This is a genomic window from Aeromicrobium panaciterrae, from assembly GCF_039537165.1.
In the GTDB taxonomy this organism is placed as follows: domain Bacteria; phylum Actinomycetota; class Actinomycetes; order Propionibacteriales; family Nocardioidaceae; genus Aeromicrobium; species Aeromicrobium panaciterrae.
In genome coordinates, this window is sequence record NZ_BAAAZZ010000002.1 from 125,205 (window position 1) to 147,970 (window position 22,766).

Annotated in this window: 21 protein-coding genes; 6 read left to right on the forward strand and 15 right to left on the reverse strand. The window is 68.0% G+C overall.

The annotated features are described in order from the left end of the window. The 3 genes from rplU to ABD683_RS01055 form a co-directional block, all read right to left on the reverse strand. The gene (gene rplU / locus ABD683_RS01045) at positions 1–309 is read right to left on the reverse strand and encodes a 50S ribosomal protein L21 (RefSeq protein ID WP_309972304.1); all 309 of its coding nucleotides are present in this window, start codon (positions 307–309) and stop codon (positions 1–3) included. A gap of 93 nt (positions 310–402) precedes the next feature. Next, complete coding sequence (locus ABD683_RS01050; protein WP_344766547.1) at positions 403–2,874, reverse strand: Rne/Rng family ribonuclease; 2,472 nt, start codon at positions 2,872–2,874, stop codon at positions 403–405. 165 nt (positions 2,875–3,039) lie between these two features. Beyond that, positions 3,040–3,804: a TIGR03936 family radical SAM-associated protein gene (locus ABD683_RS01055; protein ID WP_344766548.1), complete on the reverse strand. Its 765-nt coding sequence runs from the start codon at positions 3,802–3,804 to the stop codon at positions 3,040–3,042. A 41-nt stretch (positions 3,805–3,845) separates the two neighbouring features. Between ABD683_RS01055 and ABD683_RS01060 the strand changes: the two genes are divergently transcribed. Beyond that, the gene (locus ABD683_RS01060) at positions 3,846–5,033 is read left to right on the forward strand and encodes an MFS transporter (RefSeq protein ID WP_344766549.1); all 1,188 of its coding nucleotides are present in this window, start codon (positions 3,846–3,848) and stop codon (positions 5,031–5,033) included. Here the strand turns inward: ABD683_RS01060 and ABD683_RS01065 are convergent. The 10 genes from ABD683_RS01065 to ABD683_RS01110 form a co-directional block, all read right to left on the reverse strand. After that, the gene (locus ABD683_RS01065; protein ID WP_344766551.1) at positions 5,030–5,554 is read right to left on the reverse strand and encodes an HIT family protein; all 525 of its coding nucleotides are present in this window, start codon (positions 5,552–5,554) and stop codon (positions 5,030–5,032) included. The two genes, ABD683_RS01060 and ABD683_RS01065, sit on opposite strands and share 4 nt — an antisense overlap. A gap of 86 nt (positions 5,555–5,640) precedes the next feature. Further along, complete coding sequence (locus ABD683_RS01070) at positions 5,641–5,832, reverse strand: hypothetical protein (protein WP_344766553.1); 192 nt, start codon at positions 5,830–5,832, stop codon at positions 5,641–5,643. Between the two features lie 152 nt (positions 5,833–5,984). Continuing rightward, entirely contained in the window at positions 5,985–8,852 is a 2,868-nt protein-coding gene (locus tag ABD683_RS01075; protein WP_344766554.1) for a helix-turn-helix transcriptional regulator, read from the reverse strand. A gap of 40 nt (positions 8,853–8,892) precedes the next feature. Beyond that, positions 8,893–9,087 (reverse strand): hypothetical protein, encoded by a 195-nt coding sequence (locus ABD683_RS01080; RefSeq protein ID WP_344766555.1) that lies wholly within the window; start codon positions 9,085–9,087, stop codon positions 8,893–8,895. Positions 9,088–9,187: 100 nt separating this feature from the next. Next, positions 9,188–11,119, reverse strand: a complete 1,932-nt coding sequence (locus ABD683_RS01085) for a TIGR03960 family B12-binding radical SAM protein (RefSeq protein ID WP_344766557.1) — start codon at positions 11,117–11,119, stop codon at positions 9,188–9,190. A 34-nt stretch (positions 11,120–11,153) separates the two neighbouring features. Then, entirely contained in the window at positions 11,154–12,122 is a 969-nt protein-coding gene (locus tag ABD683_RS01090) for a carbohydrate ABC transporter permease (protein ID WP_344766559.1), read from the reverse strand. Further along, complete coding sequence (locus tag ABD683_RS01095) at positions 12,119–13,042, reverse strand: carbohydrate ABC transporter permease (protein ID WP_344766560.1); 924 nt, start codon at positions 13,040–13,042, stop codon at positions 12,119–12,121. Before ABD683_RS01095 ends, ABD683_RS01090 begins: the two co-directional genes overlap by 4 nt. Before the next feature lie 64 nt (positions 13,043–13,106). Further along, entirely contained in the window at positions 13,107–14,474 is a 1,368-nt protein-coding gene (locus ABD683_RS01100) for an ABC transporter substrate-binding protein (protein ID WP_344766562.1), read from the reverse strand. Positions 14,475–14,511: 37 nt separating this feature from the next. After that, entirely contained in the window at positions 14,512–16,152 is a 1,641-nt protein-coding gene (locus ABD683_RS01105) for a glycoside hydrolase family 13 protein (protein ID WP_344766563.1), read from the reverse strand. A 122-nt stretch (positions 16,153–16,274) separates the two neighbouring features. Continuing rightward, positions 16,275–17,288 carry a LacI family DNA-binding transcriptional regulator gene (locus ABD683_RS01110; RefSeq protein WP_344766565.1) on the reverse strand — a complete coding sequence of 338 codons (1,014 nt, stop codon included), beginning with the start codon at positions 17,286–17,288 and terminating at the stop codon, positions 16,275–16,277. A 154-nt stretch (positions 17,289–17,442) separates the two neighbouring features. On the opposite strand from ABD683_RS01110, the gene ABD683_RS01115 reads away from it, so the two are divergent. The 5 genes from ABD683_RS01115 to ABD683_RS01135 are packed head-to-tail and all read left to right on the forward strand — an operon-like array spanning position 17,443 to position 21,612. Beyond that, positions 17,443–18,432: an ABC transporter ATP-binding protein gene (locus tag ABD683_RS01115; RefSeq protein ID WP_344766566.1), complete on the forward strand. Its 990-nt coding sequence runs from the start codon at positions 17,443–17,445 to the stop codon at positions 18,430–18,432. After that, positions 18,429–19,193, forward strand: a complete 765-nt coding sequence (locus ABD683_RS01120; protein WP_344766568.1) for an ABC transporter permease — start codon at positions 18,429–18,431, stop codon at positions 19,191–19,193. Before ABD683_RS01115 ends, ABD683_RS01120 begins: the two co-directional genes overlap by 4 nt. Positions 19,194–19,204: 11 nt before the next feature. Further along, positions 19,205–20,311, forward strand: coding sequence for a sensor histidine kinase (locus ABD683_RS01125; RefSeq protein WP_344766570.1), 1,107 nt, complete (start codon positions 19,205–19,207; stop codon positions 20,309–20,311). Beyond that, positions 20,308–20,961 carry a response regulator transcription factor gene (locus ABD683_RS01130; RefSeq protein ID WP_344766572.1) on the forward strand — a complete coding sequence of 218 codons (654 nt, stop codon included), beginning with the start codon at positions 20,308–20,310 and terminating at the stop codon, positions 20,959–20,961. Before ABD683_RS01125 ends, ABD683_RS01130 begins: the two co-directional genes overlap by 4 nt. A 24-nt stretch (positions 20,962–20,985) precedes the next feature. Continuing rightward, positions 20,986–21,612 (forward strand): hypothetical protein, encoded by a 627-nt coding sequence (locus ABD683_RS01135; RefSeq protein WP_344766574.1) that lies wholly within the window; start codon positions 20,986–20,988, stop codon positions 21,610–21,612. Positions 21,613–21,614: 2 nt separating this feature from the next. On the opposite strand, the gene ABD683_RS01140 is transcribed toward ABD683_RS01135, so the two are convergent. Both ABD683_RS01140 and ndk read right to left on the reverse strand, forming a co-directional pair. Next, a complete protein-coding gene (locus ABD683_RS01140; RefSeq protein WP_344766576.1) occupies positions 21,615–22,262 on the reverse strand; it encodes an NADPH-dependent F420 reductase in 648 nt (215 codons plus the stop codon). After that, positions 22,259–22,669, reverse strand: coding sequence for a nucleoside-diphosphate kinase (gene ndk / locus ABD683_RS01145; protein ID WP_344766577.1), 411 nt, complete (start codon positions 22,667–22,669; stop codon positions 22,259–22,261). The genes ABD683_RS01140 and ndk overlap by 4 nt, the downstream gene beginning before the upstream one ends. Positions 22,670–22,766: the final 97 nt, after the last annotated feature.

Sequence of the window (22,766 nt, forward strand, 5' to 3'; positions counted from 1 at the left end):
CTACTTCTTGATTCCGGTGATCTTGACCTGGGTGTACTTCTGGCGGTGACCCTGGCGCTTCTTGTAACCGGTCTTGTTCTTGTACTTCTGGATGACGATCTTGGGGCCCTTGGTGCCGCCAAGCACCTCGGCCGTGACCTTGACCTTGGCGAGCGAGTCGGCGTCAGCCGTCACGGTGTCGCCATCGACGAAGAGCACAGCGGTCAAAGACAGGGTCTCACCCTCGGCCTGCGTCACCTTGTCGATCTCGATGACGTCGCCGACTGCAACCTTGGTCTGGTTGCCGCCACTGCGCACGATTGCGTACACCACGGGAATCCTCACTCATTTCACAGCTGGGGCGCTCCCACCGATGGGCAGGACACGCGAATATCGGCGCGCGAGGCGCACCAAGGGACTAGTTTACGGAGCCTGACCCTCGCTGGTCAAAACGGGGCCCGTGCTGCCGTCTGCTGACGGTGCTGCTGCGGTGGTCTCGGCGGTCGTCACGACCGCTTCGGCGCCCACGGCGGGGGGTCCGGCAGGCTTGGAGGCCGAGCGCTTGCGCGTGGCCTTCTTCACGCCGGTGGGGGCACCTCCCGCGCCGGTTTTGCGCGAGGGATTGTCGGTAGCCGGCGCAGCCTCGGGATCGTTCGCCGCCGGCTGCAGGTCGGCCACGACGTCGTCCTTGGCCTCGGCCTTGGCGTCGTCGGCGGGCTTGGAGCCACCCTTGGCGTCGTTGGCGTCGTCGTTCTTGCGACCTCCGCTGCCACGACCGCCGGGACCGTTGGCGGCACCCCCACGGCCTCCGCCGGCGCCGCCCCCGTTGCCGCTTCCGCCACCGCGGCCACCACGGCTGCCGCGACGCTGCTCGTCCTTCTTGGGCTCGACCGGCGCGTCGGCGATGACGACTCCGCGGCCGTTGCAGTGCTCGCACTCGTGGCTGAACGACTCGAGCAGACCCGTGCCGATGCGCTTGCGCGTCATCTGGACCAGACCGAGCGAGGTCACCTCGGCGACCTGGTGACGCGTACGGTCACGGCCCAGGCACTCGACGAGACGACGCAGCACGAGCTCACGGTTGCTCTCGAGGACCATGTCGATGAAGTCGACGACGATGATGCCGCCGATGTCGCGCAGCCGGAGCTGGCGCACGACCTCTTCTGCCGCCTCGAGGTTGTTCTTGGTGACGGTCTCCTCGAGGTTGCCCCCGGAGCCGGTGTACTTGCCGGTGTTGACGTCGACGACCGTCATGGCCTCGGTACGGTCGATGACCAGTGAGCCACCCGACGGCAGGAAGACCTTGCGCTCGAGCGCCTTGTGGATCTGCTCGTCGAGGCGGTAGGACGTGAACGCGTCCGTGTCGTCATCGCTCCAGCGCGTGACGCGCTCGGCGAGATCAGGTGCGACGTGGTCGATGTAGCCCTTGATCATGTCCCAGGCGTCGGCGCCTTCGACGACGAGTCCGTGGAAGTCCTCGTTGAAGAGGTCACGGACGACCTTGATCATCAGGTCAGGCTCGGCGTAGAGCAGGTCGGGTGCCTTGCCTGCGGCGACCTTGCGCTCGATGTCTTCCCAGCGGGCCGTCAGCGCGGTGACGTCACGGGTGAGCTGGTCCTCCGTGGCACCCTCGGCGGCGGTACGCACGATGACGCCGACGTTCTCGGGCAGGACCTCCTTGAGCAGCGCCTTGAGGCGGGTGCGCTCGTTCTCGGGCAGCTTGCGGGAGATCCCGGAAGTTTGCCCATTGGGCACGAGCACCAGGAAGCGGCCGGGAAGGCTGATCTGGCTGGTGAGACGCGCACCCTTCTGCCCGATCGGGTCCTTGGACACCTGGACGAGGATCGTCTGGCCGGGCTTGAGCACCTCTTCGATCTTGCGAGCCTTGCCGTTGCCGAGCGTGGTCCAGTCGACCTCGCCGGCGTAGAGGACGGCGTTGCGCCCGGCCCCGATGTCGACGAAGGCGGCCTCCATGCTGGGCAGGACGTTCTGGACCTTGCCCAGATAGACGTTGCCGATGATCGAGACCTGCGACTCGCGGGCGACATAGTGCTCCACCAGGACGTTGTCCTCGATGACGGCAATCTGCGTGTAGTCGTCGCGCTGACGCACGACCATCTCGCGTTTGACCGACTCGCGGCGGGCCAGGAACTCGGCCTCCGACACGATCGGCGCGCGGCGGCGACCGGCTTCACGGCCCTCGCGGCGGCGCTGCTTCTTGGCCTCGAGGCGGGTCGAGCCGGCGACGCCGGTGATCTCGTCCTCAGGGCTGCGACCGCTGCGTACGCGGACCACCGTGTTCTCGGGATCGTCAGGCGAGCCGTCGACGCCCTCGCCGGCGCGCGCACGGCGGCGACGGCGGCGGGTGTTGCCGCTTCCGTCGTCGTCGGACTCGTCACCGTCGTCGTTGCTGTCGTCGTCGTTGCCGTTGTCGTCGCCAGCACCCTTGCTGCGGCGGCGGCCTCCACGACTGCGGCGGCGGCGTTTGGGTGCGTTGGGATCGTCGTCGTCATCGCCGTCGCTGTCGTCGTCGTGCGACTCAGGGGCGGGCTTGGGACGAGCGGGGGCCAGACCTGGTTCAGGAGCCTTGAACATCGCGGCCGTCGCGGACGCGGCAGGTTTCGCAGGAGTCTCGTCAGCCGCATCGTCCTTGTTGGTCGCGGCCTTCTTGGCTGCAACCTTCTTGGCTGTGGCCTTCTTGGGAGCCGGCGCCTCGGAGGCTGCTCCGTCCTTGGAATCGTCCTCGGCCTCAGGCGCGGCGGTGGCCTTCTTCTTGGGTGCTTCAGGTGGCGCGAAGCTCACCGCTGCTGGCGGTCCGGCGGGACGACCGGCAGCGCGGCGTCGAGCGGGAGCGGATTCGGTGTTTGCCTCGGATGATTCGTTGTCGTCGAGCATGTGCTCTCCTTCGCCCGGGCCGATCGAGATCGTTCCGGACACGTCTGCGGCCCGCACGCGGACCTAAAGCCTTCGGTCATCCCCGGCGCCACGCGTCGGGGTGTTGACGACGATCAGCGGCTTGTCACATCAGCTTTCGCACCCGCCGCCGCGGTCAGCTTCCGGTCAGGAAGCGTCGCGGTCGAACGCAAGTGGATCGCCTACCGTGCCGGTCTCTTTGTCCAGAGGACCCTGGGCCAAACGAGTCGCCATGGGCGTCTGCTTGAGCTCGAGGCCACCGCTGGACGCGAGTCCGGCGAGAACGTCATCTGGTCGAACTGACGGTGTCACGTGCAGCACAACCATGGCCAGTATCGCACATGGCACCCCATTGCTCACATCCGAACGCGCCACGAGATCGACGACGGGCTCGCGGCAGTTGAGGGTTCGCGGGCCCTGTTTCATCATCCGTTGGATCGGTACGTCGTCCTCAGCGAGGAACGTCCGCACCGCGTTCTCGGCGTCCTCGAGCCCCACTCCCGGCAGCAAGATGTCCCACGTGCTGGCCTCCAGACGGTCGGCCAGGGCGCCGGGCCGGGCGACCACCACGTCGACGATGTCGAGGCCGTCCGGGAGCGCCGAGTCGAGCAGCGTACGCACCTCGTCGGGGTCGCACTCGCGGGTCATCCCGATCTCGAGGTACTCCGCCTCGCTCGCCGCACCCGTCGGTGAGGCGTTGGCGTACGAGATCTTGGGGTGAGGCGTGAAGCCCGACGAGTGGCCGATGGGAATGCCGGAGCGGCGGATGGCTCGCTCGAAGGCGCGGGCGAAGTCGCGGTGGCTGGTGAAGCGAAGCCGGCCGCGCTTGGCGTAGCGCATCCGCAACTTCTGCACGATCGGCAGCTGCGGATTGGGGGCCTCCGGATTGGGCGTCCCCTCGAGCGTCGTCACCCGACGAGACTACCCGCGAGGGCGACACGCAGAATGGTTCGGTGCCGACTACCAGCAAGTCAGGACGCTGGCTCGTCGGCGTCGCGATCGTCCTCCTCGCCGTCAACCTCCGACCCGCCGTCGGCAGCGTCGGCGTCGTGCTCGACGCCCTGCGCGGCGACCTCGGCATGTCGGTCACCACGGCCGGGCTCCTGACCACCCTGCCGGTGCTCTGCTTCGCCGCCGCCGGCATCGCCGCGCACAGTGTCATCGCCAAGCTCGGCCTGCACGTCACGACGGTGCTGGTGCTGGGGCTCGCCGTGACCGGCATCGTGGTGCGATCGGTCGTCGACTCCCCCGCCCTGTTCCTGGTGTTCTCGGTCGTGGCGCTGTCAGGCTGCGCGATCGGCAACATCCTCCTTCCACCGCTGGCCAAGCGGCACTTCCCCGACCACATCGCCGGAATCAGCGCCGCGTACGGCGCCGCACTCATGGGCGGTGGCGCGATCTCCTCGTTCACGACGGTGCCGCTCTCGTCGGTCCTGGATGACTGGCGGTGGGGCACGGCGGCGTGGGCCCTACCGGCACTCCTGGCACTGCTGCTGTGGCTCCCCTACCTGCGCGACTCGGTGCACGTCGATCCGGTCGCCGACTCGCACCACAGGCTGCGGGACCTGGCGAGGTCACGCTTCGCGTGGACCATGGCGCTGCTGTTCGGCGTGCAGTCGGCGCAGGCGTACGCACAGTTCGGATGGCTCCCGGCGATCCTGGTCGACGCGGGTCTGAGCGACTCGTACGCAGGCGCGATGCTCGGTCTGCTTGGCGCGGTCGGCGTGCCGCTCACGCTCTCGCTGCCGTACCTCATGATGCGCGTCGGCGATCGGGCCTGGCTGCCGTGGGCGTTCTCAGCCGTCACCGTCTGCGGTTGGCTGGGTCTGATGATCTGGCCGGAGCAGGCGCCGTGGCTGTGGGCGGTACTGCTGGGCCTCGGCGGAGGAGCGTTCACCTGGACCCTGACGATGATCGGCCGGCGCTCCCGGACGCCGGGTGGCACCGCAGCGCTCTCGTCGTTCGTCCAAGGCACCGGCTACGCGATCTCAGCCATCGGCCCGTTCGGCACCGGACTGCTCCACGACCTCACGGATGACTGGCACGCCTCGATCTCGCTGATGATCGTGCTGGCGGCGCTCATCGCGGTCTTCGGCACTATCGTCGCGAGGCCGGCGTACGTCGAGGACACCCTTCACTAGTCGGCGAGGGCGCGAGCGATGGCGAGGTGCGCCTGGTCGACCTGGTCCTCGTCGAGGGGTGGGAGTGCATCCATCCAGGCCATGAGGGCTGGCCCTCGCATCTCCATCACGCCGAGCGGCCGAGGCATGATCCACGTGTGGAAGTGTGCGATGCCCTCACCCCAGCGCGACACATGCACGCGGCCGACATCACCGATCGAGAGCACGGCCTTCTCGATGCGGGCGAGCACAGGCCCGTACGCCGCGGAAACGTCACGCGGGAGGTCGGAGAACGAGTCGACGTGGGTGCGGCTCTCGAGGATCACGCACCCGCGGAGCGGAACGCCCTTGTAGGGAAGGAGCCGCCAGTGCTCATCGGTCCAGAGGTAGGCGGCGTCGGTCTGGAGGCAGAGCGGACAGATCGCGCGCTCGACGCCGCCACGGGTGGGTTCGGGCACCACCGGGGCAGCAAGGCTCTTGGGATGGAGCTCGCGGGTCCACGGGAATCGGGGATCTGCCACCAGCTCGTCTGGCGTCGGCATGGGACCACCCTAGGGTTCAGGACATGAAGAAGCTCCCCTCCTGTGCCCGATGTCTCAGGGGCTGGAGGGGAGCTTCTGTGAGGCCCTCAATGGGCCGGGTGGGCAACCGCGCGAGTTGCGCGAGCCTGGCGGGCGATGTGTGCCATCAGTGCGAGACGGTCGCCGTTGAAGTTCTTGGCGGCGGCACGCTCTGCGGCGACCCGGCGACGCTCGGCTGCGGTGACGAGCTCGCGCTCACGGTTGTGGATCTCCTGCTGGGCGATGTATTCGCTGATCATGTCGGTTTCCTTTCGAGTGGTCGTGCTGACATGACCCAATCTCGTCGATGAGGTAGCCCCCACACATCGGGCGGATGCCCTAACTTCCGCTCGGGTCCTACCTCAGAAACCCGTCTGAGGTACCTCACTCCGACAGGGACGTCTTAGACGCCTCAGACCCCTTGGCGGGACCTGCCGGCGATCACGGCCGCCTCGGTGCGACTCGACGCCCCGAGCTTGCGCAGGATCGCGGAGACGTGCACGCTCGCGGTCTTGACGCTGATGAACAGTCGCTCGCCGATCTGGCGGTTTGTCAGCCCCTCCGTGATGAGCTCCAGCACCTGCTGCTCGCGGGCGGTCAGCTCGACGGATCCTGCCTCGCGCCGCGCCGCTGTGCCTTCGAGGGCGAGGCCCGCTCGCTCGGCGAATGCCCGCGCCTGGGAGGTGACCAGGCCGGCTCCCAATGTCTCAGCATCCTCGATCGACCGGGCCAGCGTTGCGGTGGCGTCGGACCGCATGCCCGAGGCGTGCTGTGCCGCGGCCAGCCGCATGAGGGCGTAGGGGCGTACCTGCGCCGGCAGGACGTCTGAGGCCTCGAGCGCTCGCTCCCACTCGGCGACCCCGTCTCCCGTACGCGCCGTGCCGCCGAGCTCTGCGTCGGCCACCGCTGCCCATGGGGCGGCGGTGGGCCAGAACGCGTCGGCGCGGATCCTCTCGCGCAGGCGCTTCTCCGCGTCGTCGACGTCGACCTCGGTGGCGGAGTCGGCCCGGAGGCGGGCCAGAGCCCGGGCGGCCTGCGCGTAGATCATCACCGAGTGGCCGGGGAGCGAGTGGAACTCCTCGGAGATGACGTGGGAGAGGTGGCCCCACGCCGCGGGGACGTCGTCGCGGGCCAGGGCGAGCTCGCCTGCCACGCGTACGTACTCGAGCCGCGACTGGACCTCGACCTCGGCGAGAGCGAGCAGGTGAGGTCCGGAGTGCTTGAACAGCCTCTCGGCGTCCTCCAGGTCACCGCGCCACAGGGTCGACCAGACCTTGGCACGCTGGAGATAGATGCGGAACGTCAGCGGCGGTGAGAGGGCGATCACCCGGTCGAGCAGCCGTGACGCGCGCTCCCACTCACCCAACGCGAAGAGCGGGTCGATCATGTTGGAGGCGAGGACGGCTCCCGAGCTGCGCTCAACTCCGAACTCGCGTGCCCGGTCGAGGCCCTCGTCGGCGACCGCGACCGAGTCGGCGTAGCGCCCCAGCAGGTTGAGCATGTCGGAGTAGTTGACCCGGAACCGCAGCATGGCGTCACGATCGCCGTCGGCGAGGTCCTTGGCGCGCTCGAGATCGGCGACGCCGTCGTCGACCTCGCCGGAGTGCGCGCGCGAGACACCGCGGATGTTGGACGCCACCGATGCAGCCGCCCGGAAGTCCAGCCGGAGCGCGAGCTCAAGGGCTTGACCGGCCATCTCGGCGCCGAGGGTCAGGTGTCCCTCGAGCATGTAGCGGGCCGCAAGCCGATGGAGCGCCCGCGCTCTCAGCGGGTCGTCCGCACCCGGCGGAAGCATCGACAGCGCCTGCTCGAGCAACGGGATCGAGCCGGGTCTCGCCGCGTTGTCGATGCATCGTCCCTTGAGCAGCAAGTGGCGGGCGAGCTCGGGTCCCGGCTCGGCAGACATCCCGATCGCCAGGTCGATCGTGGCGAGGGCTCGCTCCGGCTCACCTGCGGCCAGCAAATAGGCGGACACCTTGCCCGTCAGCATCGACCGCGAGATGCCGGCGAGCTCCTCGGCGCCATCGACGGCATCCCAGAGCTCGAGGGCGCGCTCCCCCATCTGGGCAGCCGTGAGGAAGGCATAGGACCCTGCAGCGTGATGCATCGCCGCCAACATGGCGGGAAACGCCTTGGCATGGTTGCTGGCGGAGTGCCAGTGGTAGGCGATCTCGGTGACGTTGCCGGGCTCGTCGGCGGCGGCGAGCACCTCGGCGTAACGCGCATGGAAACGGGTTCGCTCACCCGGCAGCAGGTCACCGTGCACCGCTTCGCGTACGAGCGCGTGGCGGAAGGCGTAGGCACTGTCGTCGACGACCAGGACGTTGGCGACCAGCGCTGCGCGGGCCGCGACGTCGAGCTCCTCGGTACCGCGGTCGAAGACCTCCTCGACGAGCTCGTGCTCGATGCGCACACCGCCGGCAGAGAGCACACGGAGGAAATAGCGGGTGCCTTCGTCGAGTCGTTCGTAGCGAGCCAGGAGCACGTCACGGAGCGTCTCGGGCAGGACCTCCCCCTCGCACTCCACGAGCTCCTCGACGAAGAACGGCACGCCTTCGCTTCGCTCGAAGACGCTCTCCACCAGGTCGAAGTCAGGCGTGCGCCCGAGGATCGAGTGGGCCTGCTTGCGTACTTGGGCGCGGCTCAGCCGACGCAGCTCGAGGCGCTTCGCCAGCCTGCCACGCTCGATCTCGGTGAGGAAGACGCGCAAGGGGTGACCGCGGTGCACATCGTCGCTGCGATAGGTGAGGACGATCATGATGGGTCCGGAGGCCACGGCGCGCAGGAGGAACTTCAGCACCGTGAGCGTCGCATCGTCGGCCCAGTGCAGGTCTTCGATCACCACGATCAGCGGACGTTCGCGGGCGAAGTGCTCCAGCAGAATCGCGACAAGCTCGTGCAGACGGTTGGCGCTGGCACCACCGGCCGAGTCGCCACCGAGCTCGGGGAGCAGGACGCCGATCGCCTCCCGCCCGGGTCCGGCCGCCTCGATCACGGCGTCGGCGCCCGCCTGGTCGACCAGCTCGCGAAGCAGCGCCGCGATCGGCGCGTAGGGCGGAGCCACCTCGCCCAGGTCGACGCATTGTCCCCGGAGAATGCGGGCCGACATGGATGCGCGAGTGGTGAACTCCGTCAGCAGCCTGGTCTTGCCGATGCCGGCCTCACCTGCCACGACGACGGCCCGGGGCTCCCCCTCCACGACCTGGGCGTAGACCGCATCAAGCTCCCGGAGATCGGCATCGCGACCGATCATCGTGGCGCTCGACGCTGGCTGGTGCACCCCCTCATCGTGCCACTTGGCCCCGACGACTCGCCGCGCGTCACCCACGTACGGGGACCCGCGTCACCAGCGTGTTGAGGCGGGCCCGAAGCGATCGAATCAGGTGTGTGCGCGGGTCACGGCCTTCCGCGCCTGCAAGGCGCTCGAGGGTGACCCGACGACGCTCGTTGTGGAGCATCATCGCCCGCTCCCGCTGCTGGTGGAGCACGACGTGTGTGTAGTCCGATGCGGTCATGGTGGCCACTCCTTCAATCTCGATGTCTCCATCGTGATTTCTGAGGTGGGGTGCCTACATCCGGCACCTGCCCTATCTTTGCGCCCGCCCGCGGCCTAGGTCAGACGACGCTGAGCGGCAGCAAGGTCTTGCCAGTGGGGCCGATCTGGATCTCGGTGTCCATCTGCGGGCAGACGCCGCAGTCGAAGCACGGGGTCCAGCGGCAGTCCTCGACCTCGAGGGCTCCGTCGGGGTTGAGCGAGTCCTGCCAGTCCTCCCACAACCAGTCACGGTCGAGACCCGCGTCGAGGTGGTCCCACGGGAGCACCTCGGCGTACTCACGCTCACGGACGGTGTACCAGTCGAGGTCGATCGGCTCGTCGGCCAGGACTTCGGCGGTCTGGGTGGCCCAGCGGTCGTACGAGAAGTGCTCGCTCCAGCCGTCGAAGCGGCCGCCATCACGCCAGACGGCCTCGATGATCCGGCCGACGCGGCGATCGCCACGTGACAGCAGTCCCTCGATGATTCCGGGCTTGCCGTCGTGGTAGCGGAAACCGATCGCCTTGCCGAACTTGCGATCAGCGCGCACCTCGTCACGGAGCTTCTTGAGGCGCTCGTCGGTCGTCTCGTGGTCGAGCTGGCTGGCCCACTGGAACGGCGTGTGCGGCTTGGGCACGAACCCGCCGATCGACACGGTGCAGCGGATGTCGTTGCGACCCGAGACCTCACGGCCGGTCTGGATGACGCGTTTGGCGAGCTCGCCGATCTGCATGACGTCTTCGTCGGTCTCGGTCGGGAGACCGCACATGAAGTAGAGCTTCACCTGGCGCCAGCCGTGCGAGTACGCCGCGGCGACGGTGCGGATCAGGTCTTCCTCCGTCACCATCTTGTTGATGACCTTGCGGAGGCGCTCGCTGCCCCCCTCGGGCGCGAACGTCAGGCCCGAGCGGCGGCCGTTGCGGCTGAACTCGTTGGCGAGCGTGATGTTGAAGGCGTCGACGCGGGTCGACGGCAGCGACAGCGAGGTGTTGGTGCCTTCGTAGCGGTCGCCCAGCTGCTTGGCGACCTCACCGATCTCGGTGTGGTCGGCGCTCGACAGTGACAGCAGGCCAACCTCCTCGAAGCCGGTCTTGTCGAGGCCGTTCTGCACCATCGCCCCGATGCCCGCGATCGAGCGCTCGCGTACGGGACGCGTGATCATGCCGGCTTGGCAGAAACGACAGCCACGGGTGCAACCGCGGAAGATCTCGACGCTGAAGCGCTCGTGCACCGTCTCCGCGAGCGGGACCAGCGGGTTCTTGGGGTAGGGCCACGAATCGAGGTCCATCAGCGTGTGCTTGGCGACACGCCACGGGACACCCGGACGGTTGGGAACGACACGCTGGATGCGGCCATCGGGGAGGTAGGTGACGTCGTAGAACTTCGGGACGTAGACACCGCCGGACTTCGCGAGGCGCATCAGCACCTCGTCGCGGCCACCGGGACGGCCTTCGTCCTTCCACTCGCGGACGACCTCGCTGATCGCGAGGACGATTTCCTCACCGTCGCCGAGCACGGCAGCATCGAGGAAGTCAGCAATCGGCTCGGGGTTGAACGCCGAGTGGCCACCGGCCAGCACGATCGGGTCGTCATCGCCGCGGTCGACCGCGTGCAGCGGGATGCCGCTGAGGTCGAGCGCGGTGAGGAAGTTGGTGTAGCCGAGCTCGGTCGAGAACGAGATCCCGAACAGGTCGAACGCCTTGACGGGGCGATGGGCGTCGACAGTGAACTGCGGGATGTCGTTGTCACGCATCACCTTCTCCATGTCGGAGAAGACGGCGTACGAGCGCTCGGCAAGGATCCAGTCACGCTCGTTGAGCACCTCGTACAGGATCTGCACGCCCTGGTTGGGGAGGCCAACCTCGTAGGCGTCGGGGTACATCAGGGCCCAGCGGACCTTGGCGGAGTCCCACGGCTTGGTGGTCGCGTTGAGCTCGCCGCCGACGTACTGGATCGGCTTGCCGACGGACGGCAGCAGCGGTTCGAGGCGGGGGAAGAGGGACTCGACGGACATGGCATCAAGGGTAACAACGGCCGGAGGAGCCGATTTACCCCTTCACCGCGCCGTCGAGGCCGCCCCCTCGGAGGAAGAACCGCTGGAAGATCAAGAAGAACGCGATCGGGATCGTCGTCGAGATCAGCAGGGCAGCCAGGAAGATGTCGAGCTCGGTGACCTGTGACAGTGCCGGCAGCCGTACGGACAGCGGCTGCTTGGCCGGATCGGGCAGCACGAGCAGCGGCCAGATGAAGTCCTTCCACGCTGCCAGCACCGCGAAGACCGACACGACACCCAGGACGGGCTTGGACATCGGCAGCACGATCGACCAGAACAACCGGAAGTCGCCGGCACCGTCGATGCGGGCCGCCTCGATGATCTCGGTCGGCAGGTTGTCGAAGAACCGCTTCATGATCGCGACGTTGAACGCGCTGGCACCCGCAGGCAGGAACGCCGCCCAGTACGTGTTGATCAGCGACACATTGGTGAGCGGCATGTCGAGCACCGTGAGGTAGAGCGGTACGAGCAGCACCACCGTCGGCACGAACATCGTCGCGAGCACGGCGCCGTAGAGGAAGCGCCCGTAGCGCGGCTTGAGGATCGACAGGGCATAGCCCGCGGTCGTCGCGACGATCATCTGGACCAGCCAGGAGCCGCCCGCGATCACGAGTGTGTTGACGAAATAGCGGCCGAGCCCGAGGTCGACCCAGGCGGTCCTGAGGTTGGCCCAGTCGGCACCGTTCGGCCACAGGTCCAGCGGGTGGCGCAGCGTGTCCTGCGTCGGCGTGACAGCCGACTTCGCGAGCCACAGCAGCGGGCCAAGTGCGCCGATGATGAGGAACAGAAGGAGACCGACCAGGACGGCTCGCCGTACCCATCTGACGACGGGGCGGCGATGATCGAATGCGGAGACGTAGCCGCGGTTGTCGGGCTCCTGGGGTGCGCGGCGGTGCTTCTGCGGCGCACCCTGGTCGCCGGGCTCGATGACGACCATCGGCCGCGATGTCACGTCGATCGTCATGAGTCGCTCCAGGAACGGGTGACCCGGAAGTAGATGAGAGACAGGATCGCCAGCGTGCCGGCGAGCAGCAGGCTGAGAGCCGTGGCGTCGCCGTACGACGAGTTGCCCGTCGTGCTGCCGAATGCGTAGTTGTAGATCAGCAGCAGCACCGTGAGTGAGGAGTTGTCGGGGCCGCCGTCGGTGAACAGGTAGGGCTCGAGGAACACCTGGGCCGTGCCGATGATCTGCAGGATCAAGGTGATGAGCATGATGCCGCGCAGGTGCGGCAGCGTGACGTACCGAATCTTGCGCAGGATACCGGCACCATCGACCTCCGCGGCGTCATACAGCTCAGCCGGCACGCTCACCAGCGCAGCAAGGTAGATGATCACGGTTCCACCAGCCGCGGCCCAGGTCGCCTCGAGCACCAGCGACGGCATGACCGCGTTGGTCGACTCCAGCCACGGCACGGGGCCGATGCCGATCCACCCGAGGACCGTGTTGAACACGCCATCCGGCGACGGCTCGTAGAACACCCGCCAGAGCAGCACCGCGACGGCCGGCGGCACGACGACCGGAAGGTACGCCAGCGCCGTGTAGAGGCCCTTCATCCGCCGTACGTCGCTCATGATGACCGCCATGACCAGCGGCACCGGATAGCCGAACACGAACGCCAGGAGTGCGAAGTACACCGTGTTGCGGATCGCCGTGAGCAGCAGCGGATCGCCCAGGACGTTGCGGAAGTTGTCGAGGCCGACCCACGTCGCCGGTTCGACGAGGTTGGTCTCCTGGAAGCTCATCACGATCGTTCGGACGATCGGCCACCACGAGAACAGGCCGAAGACGAGTAGCAACGGCAGCAGGAACGCCAATGCTCCCGCTCCTCCGCGTCCCCGCGCCAGGAGACGGCGAGGACTCGAGACCGGTGGAGCGAGAGTCATGGGCGTCCTTTCGAGGTTTGAGCGGACCGGCCGGTGCTGGAGACCACCGGCCGGTCCGAGACTGTCACGACTTGTCGAGGATTCCCTGGACGTTTTCGTTCGCCGTCTTGAGCAGTGCGTCGATGTCCGCGTTCTTGTCCGCGAGCACCTTCTGCACCGCCGGGTCGAGCGCGGCGTACAACGCCTGGGTCTGTGCCGCGGGCTCTGCGATCAGCTGCTGCTCGAACATCCCGGTCAGGAACGAGCTCATCTGCGCCGTGGGAACGTTGACGTACGGCTTGAGCCAGGCCTGCTGCTTCTGCCACGTCTCCTCGTCGAACTGCGGGAACGTCGGCGTACCGATGGGCTGCTTCGAGGCCGCCAGGGTCTTCGCGTCCTCGATGCCGCGCTTCTCGTCGACCAGCTTGCTGACCCGGAAGAAGTCGATCCACTTGACCGCGGCCTTCTGCTGGGCCTTGGTCGCCTTGGCGCTCACCAGGTTGATCGAGCCGCCGCCGAGTGCGCCGACGTCGGCACCGCCGTTGGTCGGGATCGCCGCGAGTCCGTACTCGTCGGGGTTGATCTTGTTGGTGGTGACGAGGGCGTTGTAGACGTCCGAGCCACTGACGTACATGCCGATCTTGCCGGCGGAGAACGCCTCGTTGATCGTGCCCCAGTTGTAGGACGTGTTGCCCGAGATCGACTTGTCCTCCCAGCGCATCGCCTTGATGAGCTCGAGGGCCTGCTTGGTGGCGTCGTTGTCGACCGTCGCGGTGAACTTGTCACCGTCCTGCTCCTCCATCCGTCCGCCCATCGCATAGCTGAGCGTCGTGAGGATCCAGCCGCCCTGGTTCTCCTTGGTCATCGTGGCGTACCCGGTCTGACCCGTCTTGTCGTGGATCGCCTTGGCCGCAGTACGGACCTCGTCCCAGGTCGTCGGGGGCTTGTCCGGGTCGAGACCTGCCTTGGTGAACAGCTCACGGTTGTAGTGCAGGCCGTTGGCGTAGACGTCGCTCGGCAGTCCGTAGACCTTGCCGTCAGTGCCCTTGGCCGCCTCCATGACAGTCGGGTTGAGCTGTTTCGCGTACGGCAGCGCCATGATCTCGTCGTTGACGTCGGCGACCTGCTTGCGCGCGACCAGTCCCTTGGTGTCGGTGAACGGCACGCGGAACGTCGTGGGCAGGGTGCCGCCGGCGAGCTGCGCGGGGAACGTATCGGACTTCCACTGCCATTCCTTGGGAACGACCTTGATGTCCGGGTTGGCCTTCATGAACTCGGCGGCCTGCGCCTTGACCGAGTCGATCGTGGCCTGCTGGTCACCAGGGCGCCAGCCCTCGACCGTGATCGTGACCTTGCCGGACCCCGAGTCGCCCGAGCTGTCGGACGAACAGGCCGTGAGGACACTGAGTGATGCGACGGCGGCGATCGCTGCCGCCAGGCGGTTGGTTCTCATGGTGATTCTCCTACGTGATGGTGGGTTCAGGTCCTGGTCACGACGCCAGTCGGAGCCAGGCTGTGGCATCAGCCGGAAGTCGTCCTCCTTCGTGCATCGCGCTGGCAAGCCAGACCTGGTCGTGTGGTGGTAGCTCGACGGCGTGGTCCGTCAGGTTGGTGACGCAAGCGAAGCTCGCTCCACGCCGGAAGGCGATGACGCCCGGCCCGGCGTCGAGTCGCGCCATAGGCCCGTCGCCCAGGTCAGGGTGCGTACGACGGATCAGCAGTGCCATCCGGTAGAGCGAGAGCATCGACTGCGGATCGGCCGACTGCGCCTCGGCGGTGAACGCCGCCCAGTCCTTGGGCTGGGGCAGCCAGGTGTCGACCTGCCGCGGGCTGAACCCGTACGGCGGCTCGGTGCCCGACCAGGGAAGAGGCACACGGCAGCCGTCACGACCGGGGTCGATCCCGCCGGAGCGGCCATGCATCGGGTCCTGGAGCTTGTCGAGCGGGATGTCCTCGACCTCCGGCAGGCCGAGCTCCTCGCCCTGGAACAGGTAGTACGACCCCGGCAGCGCCATCGCCAGCATCGCCGCCGCTCGGGCACGGCGACGGCCCAGCTCGAGGTCGGTCGGCGTGCCGAACCGCTTGGTCTCGAACGCGAACGCGGTGTCCGCCCGGCCATACCGGGTGACGGGACGCGTGACGTCGTGGTTGGACAGCACCCAGGTGGCGGGGGCGCCGACAGCGCTGTGGAGCCTGGTCGTGGTCTCGATCGAGGACCAGAGCCGATCGGCGTCCCACGCCGCGGCAAGGAAGTCGAAGTTGAACGCCGAGTGCAGCACGTCGGGTCGCAGGTAGCGCGCGAACCGCTCGGCGTCGGGCAGCCAGATCTCGCCGATCAGCGCGCGATCGCCGCCGTACGACTCGGCGATCCGGCGCCAGGACCGGTAGATCTCCTGGAGGTCCTCGCGGTCGATGTACGGGTGGCCGCCGGGACCGTGCGTCGGTTGCAGGTCAGGCAGCTCCGCATCCTTGGCCAGCAGAGCCGCGGAGTCGATACGTACGCCCGACACCCCGCGGTCGAACCAGAAGCGCAGGATCTGCTCGTACTCCTCGCGCACGTCGGGGTGTCCCCAGTTGACGTCGGGCTGGCCGGCAGCGAACAGGTGCAGGTACCACTGCTCCGGTACGCCGTCGGGACCGACGACGCGAGACCACGGTGTGCCGCCGAACTCCGAGATCCAGTTGTTGGGCGGCTCGTCGCCACGACCGTCCCTGAACCAGAATCGCTCACGCTCGGGTGAGCCGGGCCCGGCGGCCAGCGCCTCCTGGAACCAGCGATGGTTGGACGAGATGTGGTTGGGGACGATGTCGATGATCGTGCGGATGCCGTACTCAAGAGCGTCGGTGATGAGTGCCTCGGCCTGGGCGAGTGTGCCGAACATCGGGTCTATCGCGCGGTAGTCCTCGACGTCATATCCGCCGTCGGCCATGGGCGACGGGTACCACGGCGTGAACCAGACGGCGTCGATGCCGAGATCCCGGAGGTAGGGCAGCTTGCTGCGCACGCCGTCGAGGTCTCCGGTCCCGTCGCCGTCAGCATCGGCGAAGCTGCGCGGGTAGACCTGATAGATCGCGGCATCGCGCCACCACTCGGTGGTCGCCCGGCGGGGCGTTGCCAATGTCTCGCTCACGCGTTCCTCACGGTTGGCTGCCTGGGTGAGGCAGGTCACAAATGGTGGAGGGAACGTTACGCAGCGTTAACAGATGATTGCAAGAAATGAACAGATGTAATTAATTGCATGACTTTTCAGAGTCATGACTCCTTCTTGCAAGGGCCGGTGGATCGCCGGACCACCAGCTCGGGCTCGAACAGCAGCTCCTCGACCGCAGGAGTGTCGCCCGAGATCTGGGTCACGAGGAACGACACGGCAGCCTGGCCCATCGCCTCGATCGGCTGGCGGACCGTGGTCAGTGGCGGCTCGGTGCAGCTCATGAATGCCGAGTCGTCGTAGCCCACCACGGACACGTCCTCCGGCACGCCGAGCTGCGAGCGTCGTACGGCCCGCACGGCCCCGAGCGCCAACGGGTCACTCGCACAGATCAGTCCCGTGGCACCGCGGTCGATGAGCTTCTGAGCGGCCGCCTGGCCGCTCTGCAGCGAGTAGAGACCACGTACGACGAGGTCCTCGTCGAGCATCGTGCCGTGGCGTGCGGCGACGGCGTGTGCCGAGGCGAGCTTCCGTTCGGACGGCACGTGGTCGGGCGGGCCCAGGACCAGACCAATTCGCTGGTGTCCCAGTGAATACAGGTGCTCCAGCGACTGCTCCATGGCAATCGCATCGTCGCAGACCACCCGTGGGAACGGAAGGTCGTCGATAGCCGCGTTGATGAGCACGGCCGGCAGGTTGCGCTTGACCAGCCGCTCGTAGTGGCTGTGGTCGGCGTCGGCCTGGCTGTAGAGGCCGCCCGCGAACACGACGCCGGCGACCTGCTGCTCGAGGAGCAGGTCGATGTACGCCGACTCGGGCACGCCGCCGGTCGTCTGCGTGCAGAGGACCGGCGTGAGGCCATGCTGCGCCAGGTTGGCACCGAGCACCTCGGCCAACGCCGGAAAGATCGGGTTCTGCAGCTCCGGCAGCACCAGGCCGACGAGTCGCGCCCGCTCCCCGCGCAGCTTGGTCGGGCGCTCGTAGCCCAGGACGTCCAGCGCGGTGAGCACCGACGACCTCGTGGAGTCCGAGACTCCGGGCTTGTCGTTCAGCACGCGGCTGACGGTTGCCTCGCTCACCCCGGCGCGGGACGCCACCTCAGCCAGTCGTCGTGTCATGGACCCACTCTAGAGCGCGAGGCTGCAAATTGCTGCAAGAACTGTGCAAGAACTTGCGGCTGCGGGCCCATCGCCACCCTCCCTCCACGGACAGAGACGAAGTTCTGCCCAGGGGTCGATGTGCCGGGCCGTCGATCTCACCAGCATTGAGGTCATGAATCGACTCCACGAAGTCCCCGCCGACGCAGACATCGTCACGGTCCGCGGGCTGTCCAAGTCCTACGGCGATCGCGTCGCCGTGGACCACCTCGACCTGGATGTCGCCGCCGGCGAGGTCCTTGGCCTGATCGGTGCGAACGGCGCCGGCAAGACCACCACGGTCGAGTGCATCCAAGGTCTGCGCCGTCCCGACGCGGGAACCGTACGCGTCCTCGGTCTCGATCCCGTCCGCGACGCCGACCGCGTCCGCCAGCTCGTCGGCAGCCAGCTGCAGAGCTCGGCGCTCCCCGACCGGTTGCGGGTCAGTGAGGCCATCGAGCTCTTCTCCACCCGACGTGCGAAGGACGCCGACGGGCTGGTCGAGCGTTTCGGCCTGTCCACCAAGTTGACATCGCACTTCGGCTCGATGAGCGGCGGCGAGCAGCAGCGACTGTTCCTCGTGCTCGCGCTGCTCAACCAGCCGCGGCTCGTCATCCTCGATGAGCTCACCCAGGGACTCGACCCGGCAGCGCGTCGGGAGGTCTGGGCCTCCGTCGCGCAGCTGCGCGACGCCGGCACGACAGTCCTCCTCGTCACGCATGAGCTGGATGAGGCCGAGGTGCTGTGCGACCGCGTCGTTGCCATCCGCTCGGGGCGAGTCCTCGACGCCGGCACGCCCGCCGAGCTCGTGGCACGTCACGCCGGGATCGCCACGACCCGGTTCGGCGTACACACCGCTGACCCTGCGCCGATCGTCCGGGAGCTGCTGGGCGTACGCGGGGTGCATGACGTGACCGCCGCGCCAGGAGGCTCGAGCACGCAGATCACAGTCCGCGGCGAACGGTCGAGCATCGCCCATGTCGGTGCCTGGCTCGCCGATCGCGGCGACATCCCGGCGGACCTGCGAGTCGACGTACCAGACCTCGAAGCCGCCCTGCTGACCCTGCTCGACGGGCCCGACGTCCTTGAGCCTGCAACCTCCGTACTGACAGGAGCACACCGATGACCACCATGACACAGCCCGTTCGCACTCATCGATCGGCGACCCGCCGACTCGTGACCTCGGAGCTCCGGCTGCTGCGACGCGACCCGTTGACCCTGACGTTCGTCCTCGCGTTCCCGATCGTGTCGATGCTGATCATCGGTGGATCGTTCGGCACCGAGGCCGACGAGGCGTTCCCGGTCAACCCCACACACTGGTACGTCGCGTCGTACTTCGCGACCGTGATCGGCGCAACCGGGCTGATCATGCTGCCGGTCCACATCGCGTCCTACCGCGAGCGCGGGGTCCTGCGTCGTCTCTCCGCGTCCGGCTTCCCCCGGTGGTCGTTCGCGCTGGCCCAGCTCGTGATCGGTGTCTCCGCGATCGTGGTGTCCGGAATCCTGCTGCTCGCGGTGGCGGCACCCGTCTACGGCGTACCCGCCGTCGAGGATCCCGCTCGAGTCGCCGCGGGCATCCTGGCCGGCTCGGTTGCCTTCGTCAGCATCGGCATCCTGCTCGGCACGCTGTTGCCGTCGGCGCGTGCAGCCCAGGCGGTCGGCCTGATGCTGTTCTTCCCGTCATTCCTGCTCGGTGTCGGAGGTCCCCCGCCGGCTGTCCTGAGCGACGCGCTGCGATCGATCGCCGACGTCCTGCCGCTCAAGCTCGTCACCGACGCGGTGCGTGAGCCGTGGCTGGGCATCGGCGACGGCACGGGTCCGTTGCTCGTCGTCGTCGCGATCGCCGTTGTTGCGACAGCTCTCGCCGCCCGGCGTACGGCTCTGTGACAATTGCGGCCATGACGGTACGAGCAGGGCGTGTCGCAGCTCCGGCCGCGGTCGCCCTGTTCGTCGTCATCGGGATCATCGGTTCGGAGCAGCGGCTCTCCCTCTCTCTCGTGGCCGGCGCCGTCACGGTGGGCACGTGCATCCTCCTCGTCGCAGCGTCCGTACGAGGCTGGCTGCTGGTCGCTGGCCTCGCAGTGGCCGCGGCCGGCATCACGGTCATCTGCAACGCCAGCTCGTCCAACCTCGGCTGGTTCGGGATGTGCGTGCTGGCCGGTTGGTGTGTTCTGCGCGCATCGACCCTGCACGCGATCGTCCTGGCCGCGGGAATCATCGTCGTCCAGTGCGTCGAGTGGCTCGTCATCAACGACGACGCCGGCGGTGGCGCCTGGGCCGCCGGTACGACCTTCACCGTGATCGTGTGCATCCTGACGCGGCGCCAGGGCGAGCTGATCGACCAGCTCCGCGCCGCCCAGGCCGGCCTCGCCGAGCGATCCCGGGCCGAGGAACGCAATCGGATCGCCGGCGAGATGCACGACGTCATCGGGCACGCGCTCACCGTCTCGCTGCTCCACGTGACGAGCGCACGCCTCGCCCTCGACGAGGATCCCGACGAAGCACGCGCTTCGCTTGCCGAGGCAGAGCGGCTGGGCCAGCAGAGTCTCGCCGAGGTCCGTCAGGCGGTCGGCCTCCTGCGCGCCGACGCAGCGCGTACGACCGCGCCCAAGCCTGATGCGGCACAGGTGCCGGAGCTCATCGAGTCATTCCGCCGGGCCGGACTGGATGTGTCGCTCGAGGTCGAGGGCGACCTCGGGACCTTGACCGCGGCCGCGGGCCTCACGGTCTATCGGATCGTCCAGGAGGCACTCACCAACATCGCACGGCACGCGCCGTCAGCTCGTGGCCTGATCCGGGTGCAGGCCTTGCCGGATCAGACCCGACTCACGATCGAGGACGACGGCGGCGGCAGGGCCGCCGGTGGCGGCGACGGCACCGGCGTCGGCGTCATCAACATGCGTGAGCGGGCCGAGGCGGCCGGAGGACGGCTGCGGGCCGGTCCGACCCGCGTTGGCTGGCAGGTCGAAGCCGTGCTGCCGACCACGCGTCGGGAGGCCGGATGATCCGCGTGCTCCTGGTCGACGACCAGGAGCTGATCAGGGCGGGTCTGCGTGGCATCCTGCGCAGCAGCTTCGGCTTCGAGATCGTCGGCGAGCTCGGCGACGGCACGGACGTGGTCATGAGCGCCGAGGAGCTGCGGCCGGATGTGGTCGTGATGGACGTACGCATGCCCGGCACCGACGGCGTGACCGCGACCCGGCTGCTGCGTGCCGAGGCCGACGCGCCGCCCGTGCTGGTCCTGACCACGTTCGAGGACGACGAGATCCTGGCCGCTGCCCTTCGCGCCGGCGCGGCGGGATTCCTCCTCAAGGGCGTACCCGCCGAAGACCTCCAGCGGGCTGTCCGAACCGTGGCTGAGGGCGGCTCGTGGCTCGATCCTGCGGTCACCGGGCGGGTCCTCACGGCTTATCGCGAGGGCACCGCGTCACTGCCTTCCGGTGCGCTCGACGTCCTGACACCACGCGAGCGCGAGGTGCTCGAGCTGATCGGCAACGGGCTGAGCAACACCGAGATCGCCGAGCGGCTCACGCTGGGCGAAGGGACGATCAAGACACACATCGGTCACGTGTTCGCCAAGCTCCAGCTGCGCGACCGGTCAGCCGCCGTGGTGTTCGCGTTCGATCACGGCCTGGTACGCCCCGGGCCACGCTGAGGGTTCCTCCCCTAGGCTTTTGGGGTGGCCCGCCGATCTCGCACCAAGCGTCCGTTCTCGATCAAGTACGTGCCCGTCGCCACCGACGGCGGGCCCGACCAGGTCCTCACGATCGAGAACCACACCGACGTCTCGGTGCTGCCGACCCTGGCGTTCACGACCCGCGACATCTGGGGCCGTGAGCTGCCCCGCGTGGTGACCCAGACGGTGCACGGCTCGCACCGCGGGGGCCCGCTCCTTCCAGCCGGAGGAACGTTGCGCGACATCCTGCGCTTCGACGGTCCCGGCGCCAGGGACGTACGCGTGGTCGACGTGACCCTTGCCGACGTCGAGGAGATCGAGCACCCCGCCCTCGAGGCCGACATCAAGAGCGTGATGATCGACCTCGAGCAGAAGGCCACCGACGAGCCGGCCGACTTCTGGGGCATCGGCCTGGTCAACCCCAACCCGTTCGGTGTCGCCGTACGCATCTCGCTGCTGGAGTTCGAGGAACGCGAACGCGACTACCCCCGGCAGGTCGTCGACGTGGCGACGCTCGAGGAGGACGTCGACCTCGCCTCGATGTCCAACCACGTCATCTGGCTGCCGGAGGACGTACGCGGGCAGTTCCACGAGGTGAGCCACCACCTGCGGCAGGTCACCTACACGTAAGGTCAGCGCGAGTTGATCGCCCAGTTGAAGCGTGGCGCATCGTGCCCACGCGCCACGGTGACGCGCATCCACAGCGCCATCGTCATCTCGACCGCAGCGGCGGTGTCGATGCCACCGAGGTCGATCATCTGCTCGGCACGCCAGCCCATCAGCGCCAGGAGCTCGCGCGTACGGTCCTTGGCGGCCGCGTCGTCACCGCTGAGGAAGACCACGTGGTCACCGGGCACGATCGACGGATCCGCCATGACGGTGCAGTTCATGGTGTTGAGCGACTTCACGACGTAGAGGTCGGGGAACGCCGCCTGGATGCGCTGACCCAGCGAGTTGTCGGCCGACGCCACCGGCTTGGGGAATCCGCCATCGACGGGCTCGAGCTCGTTGGACACGTCGACCAGTGTCTTGCCGGCGAGCGGCCCGGCACTCTGCAGCGCCGCGATCGAGCTGCTGCCGTTGGTCGCGTTGATCAGCAGATCGGCGTGCGCCGCGGCGTCGGCGAACGATCCCGTGTCCACGCCGAGGGCGGTGAACGGCTCGAGACTGTCGGACCGTGCCGTACGGGCACCGACCATCACGTCGGCGCCCACCTCGGCCAGCCGTGCCGCGAGCGTACGACCGACGATGCCGGTGCCCAGCACGCCGACCGCGGTCATGGCAGGGCGGGGAACCAGAGGGCGATCTCGCGGGCCGCCGACTCCTCGGAGTCGGAGGCGTGCACGAGGTTCTCGCGGTTGGAGAGCGACAAGTCGCCGCGGATCGTGCCGGGTGCGGCCTGACGCCCGTCGGTTGCGCCGTTGAGCAGGCGGACGACGGCGATCGCCTCGTCGCCCTCCAGCACCAGCGAGACGAGCGGACCCGAGATGGCGAACTCACGCAGCGGCGGATACCACGGCTGCTCGGTGTGCTCGGCGTAGTGCGCATCGGCCTGGGCCGCATCGATCGAGCGGTGCTCCATCGCCACGATCGTGAGTCCTTTTGACTCGAAACGGGACAAAACCTCACCCACGAGACCACGTCGTACGGCATCGGGCTTGATCAGGACGAGAGTGCGTTGAGCCATGCTCCACAACCTACTGTGCGGTGGCGTGCACGCGGAGGAGGCACCCGTTCGCTCTGTTGCGTCATCTCGATGGCGGTGGTTAAGTTCGAACCGTCCC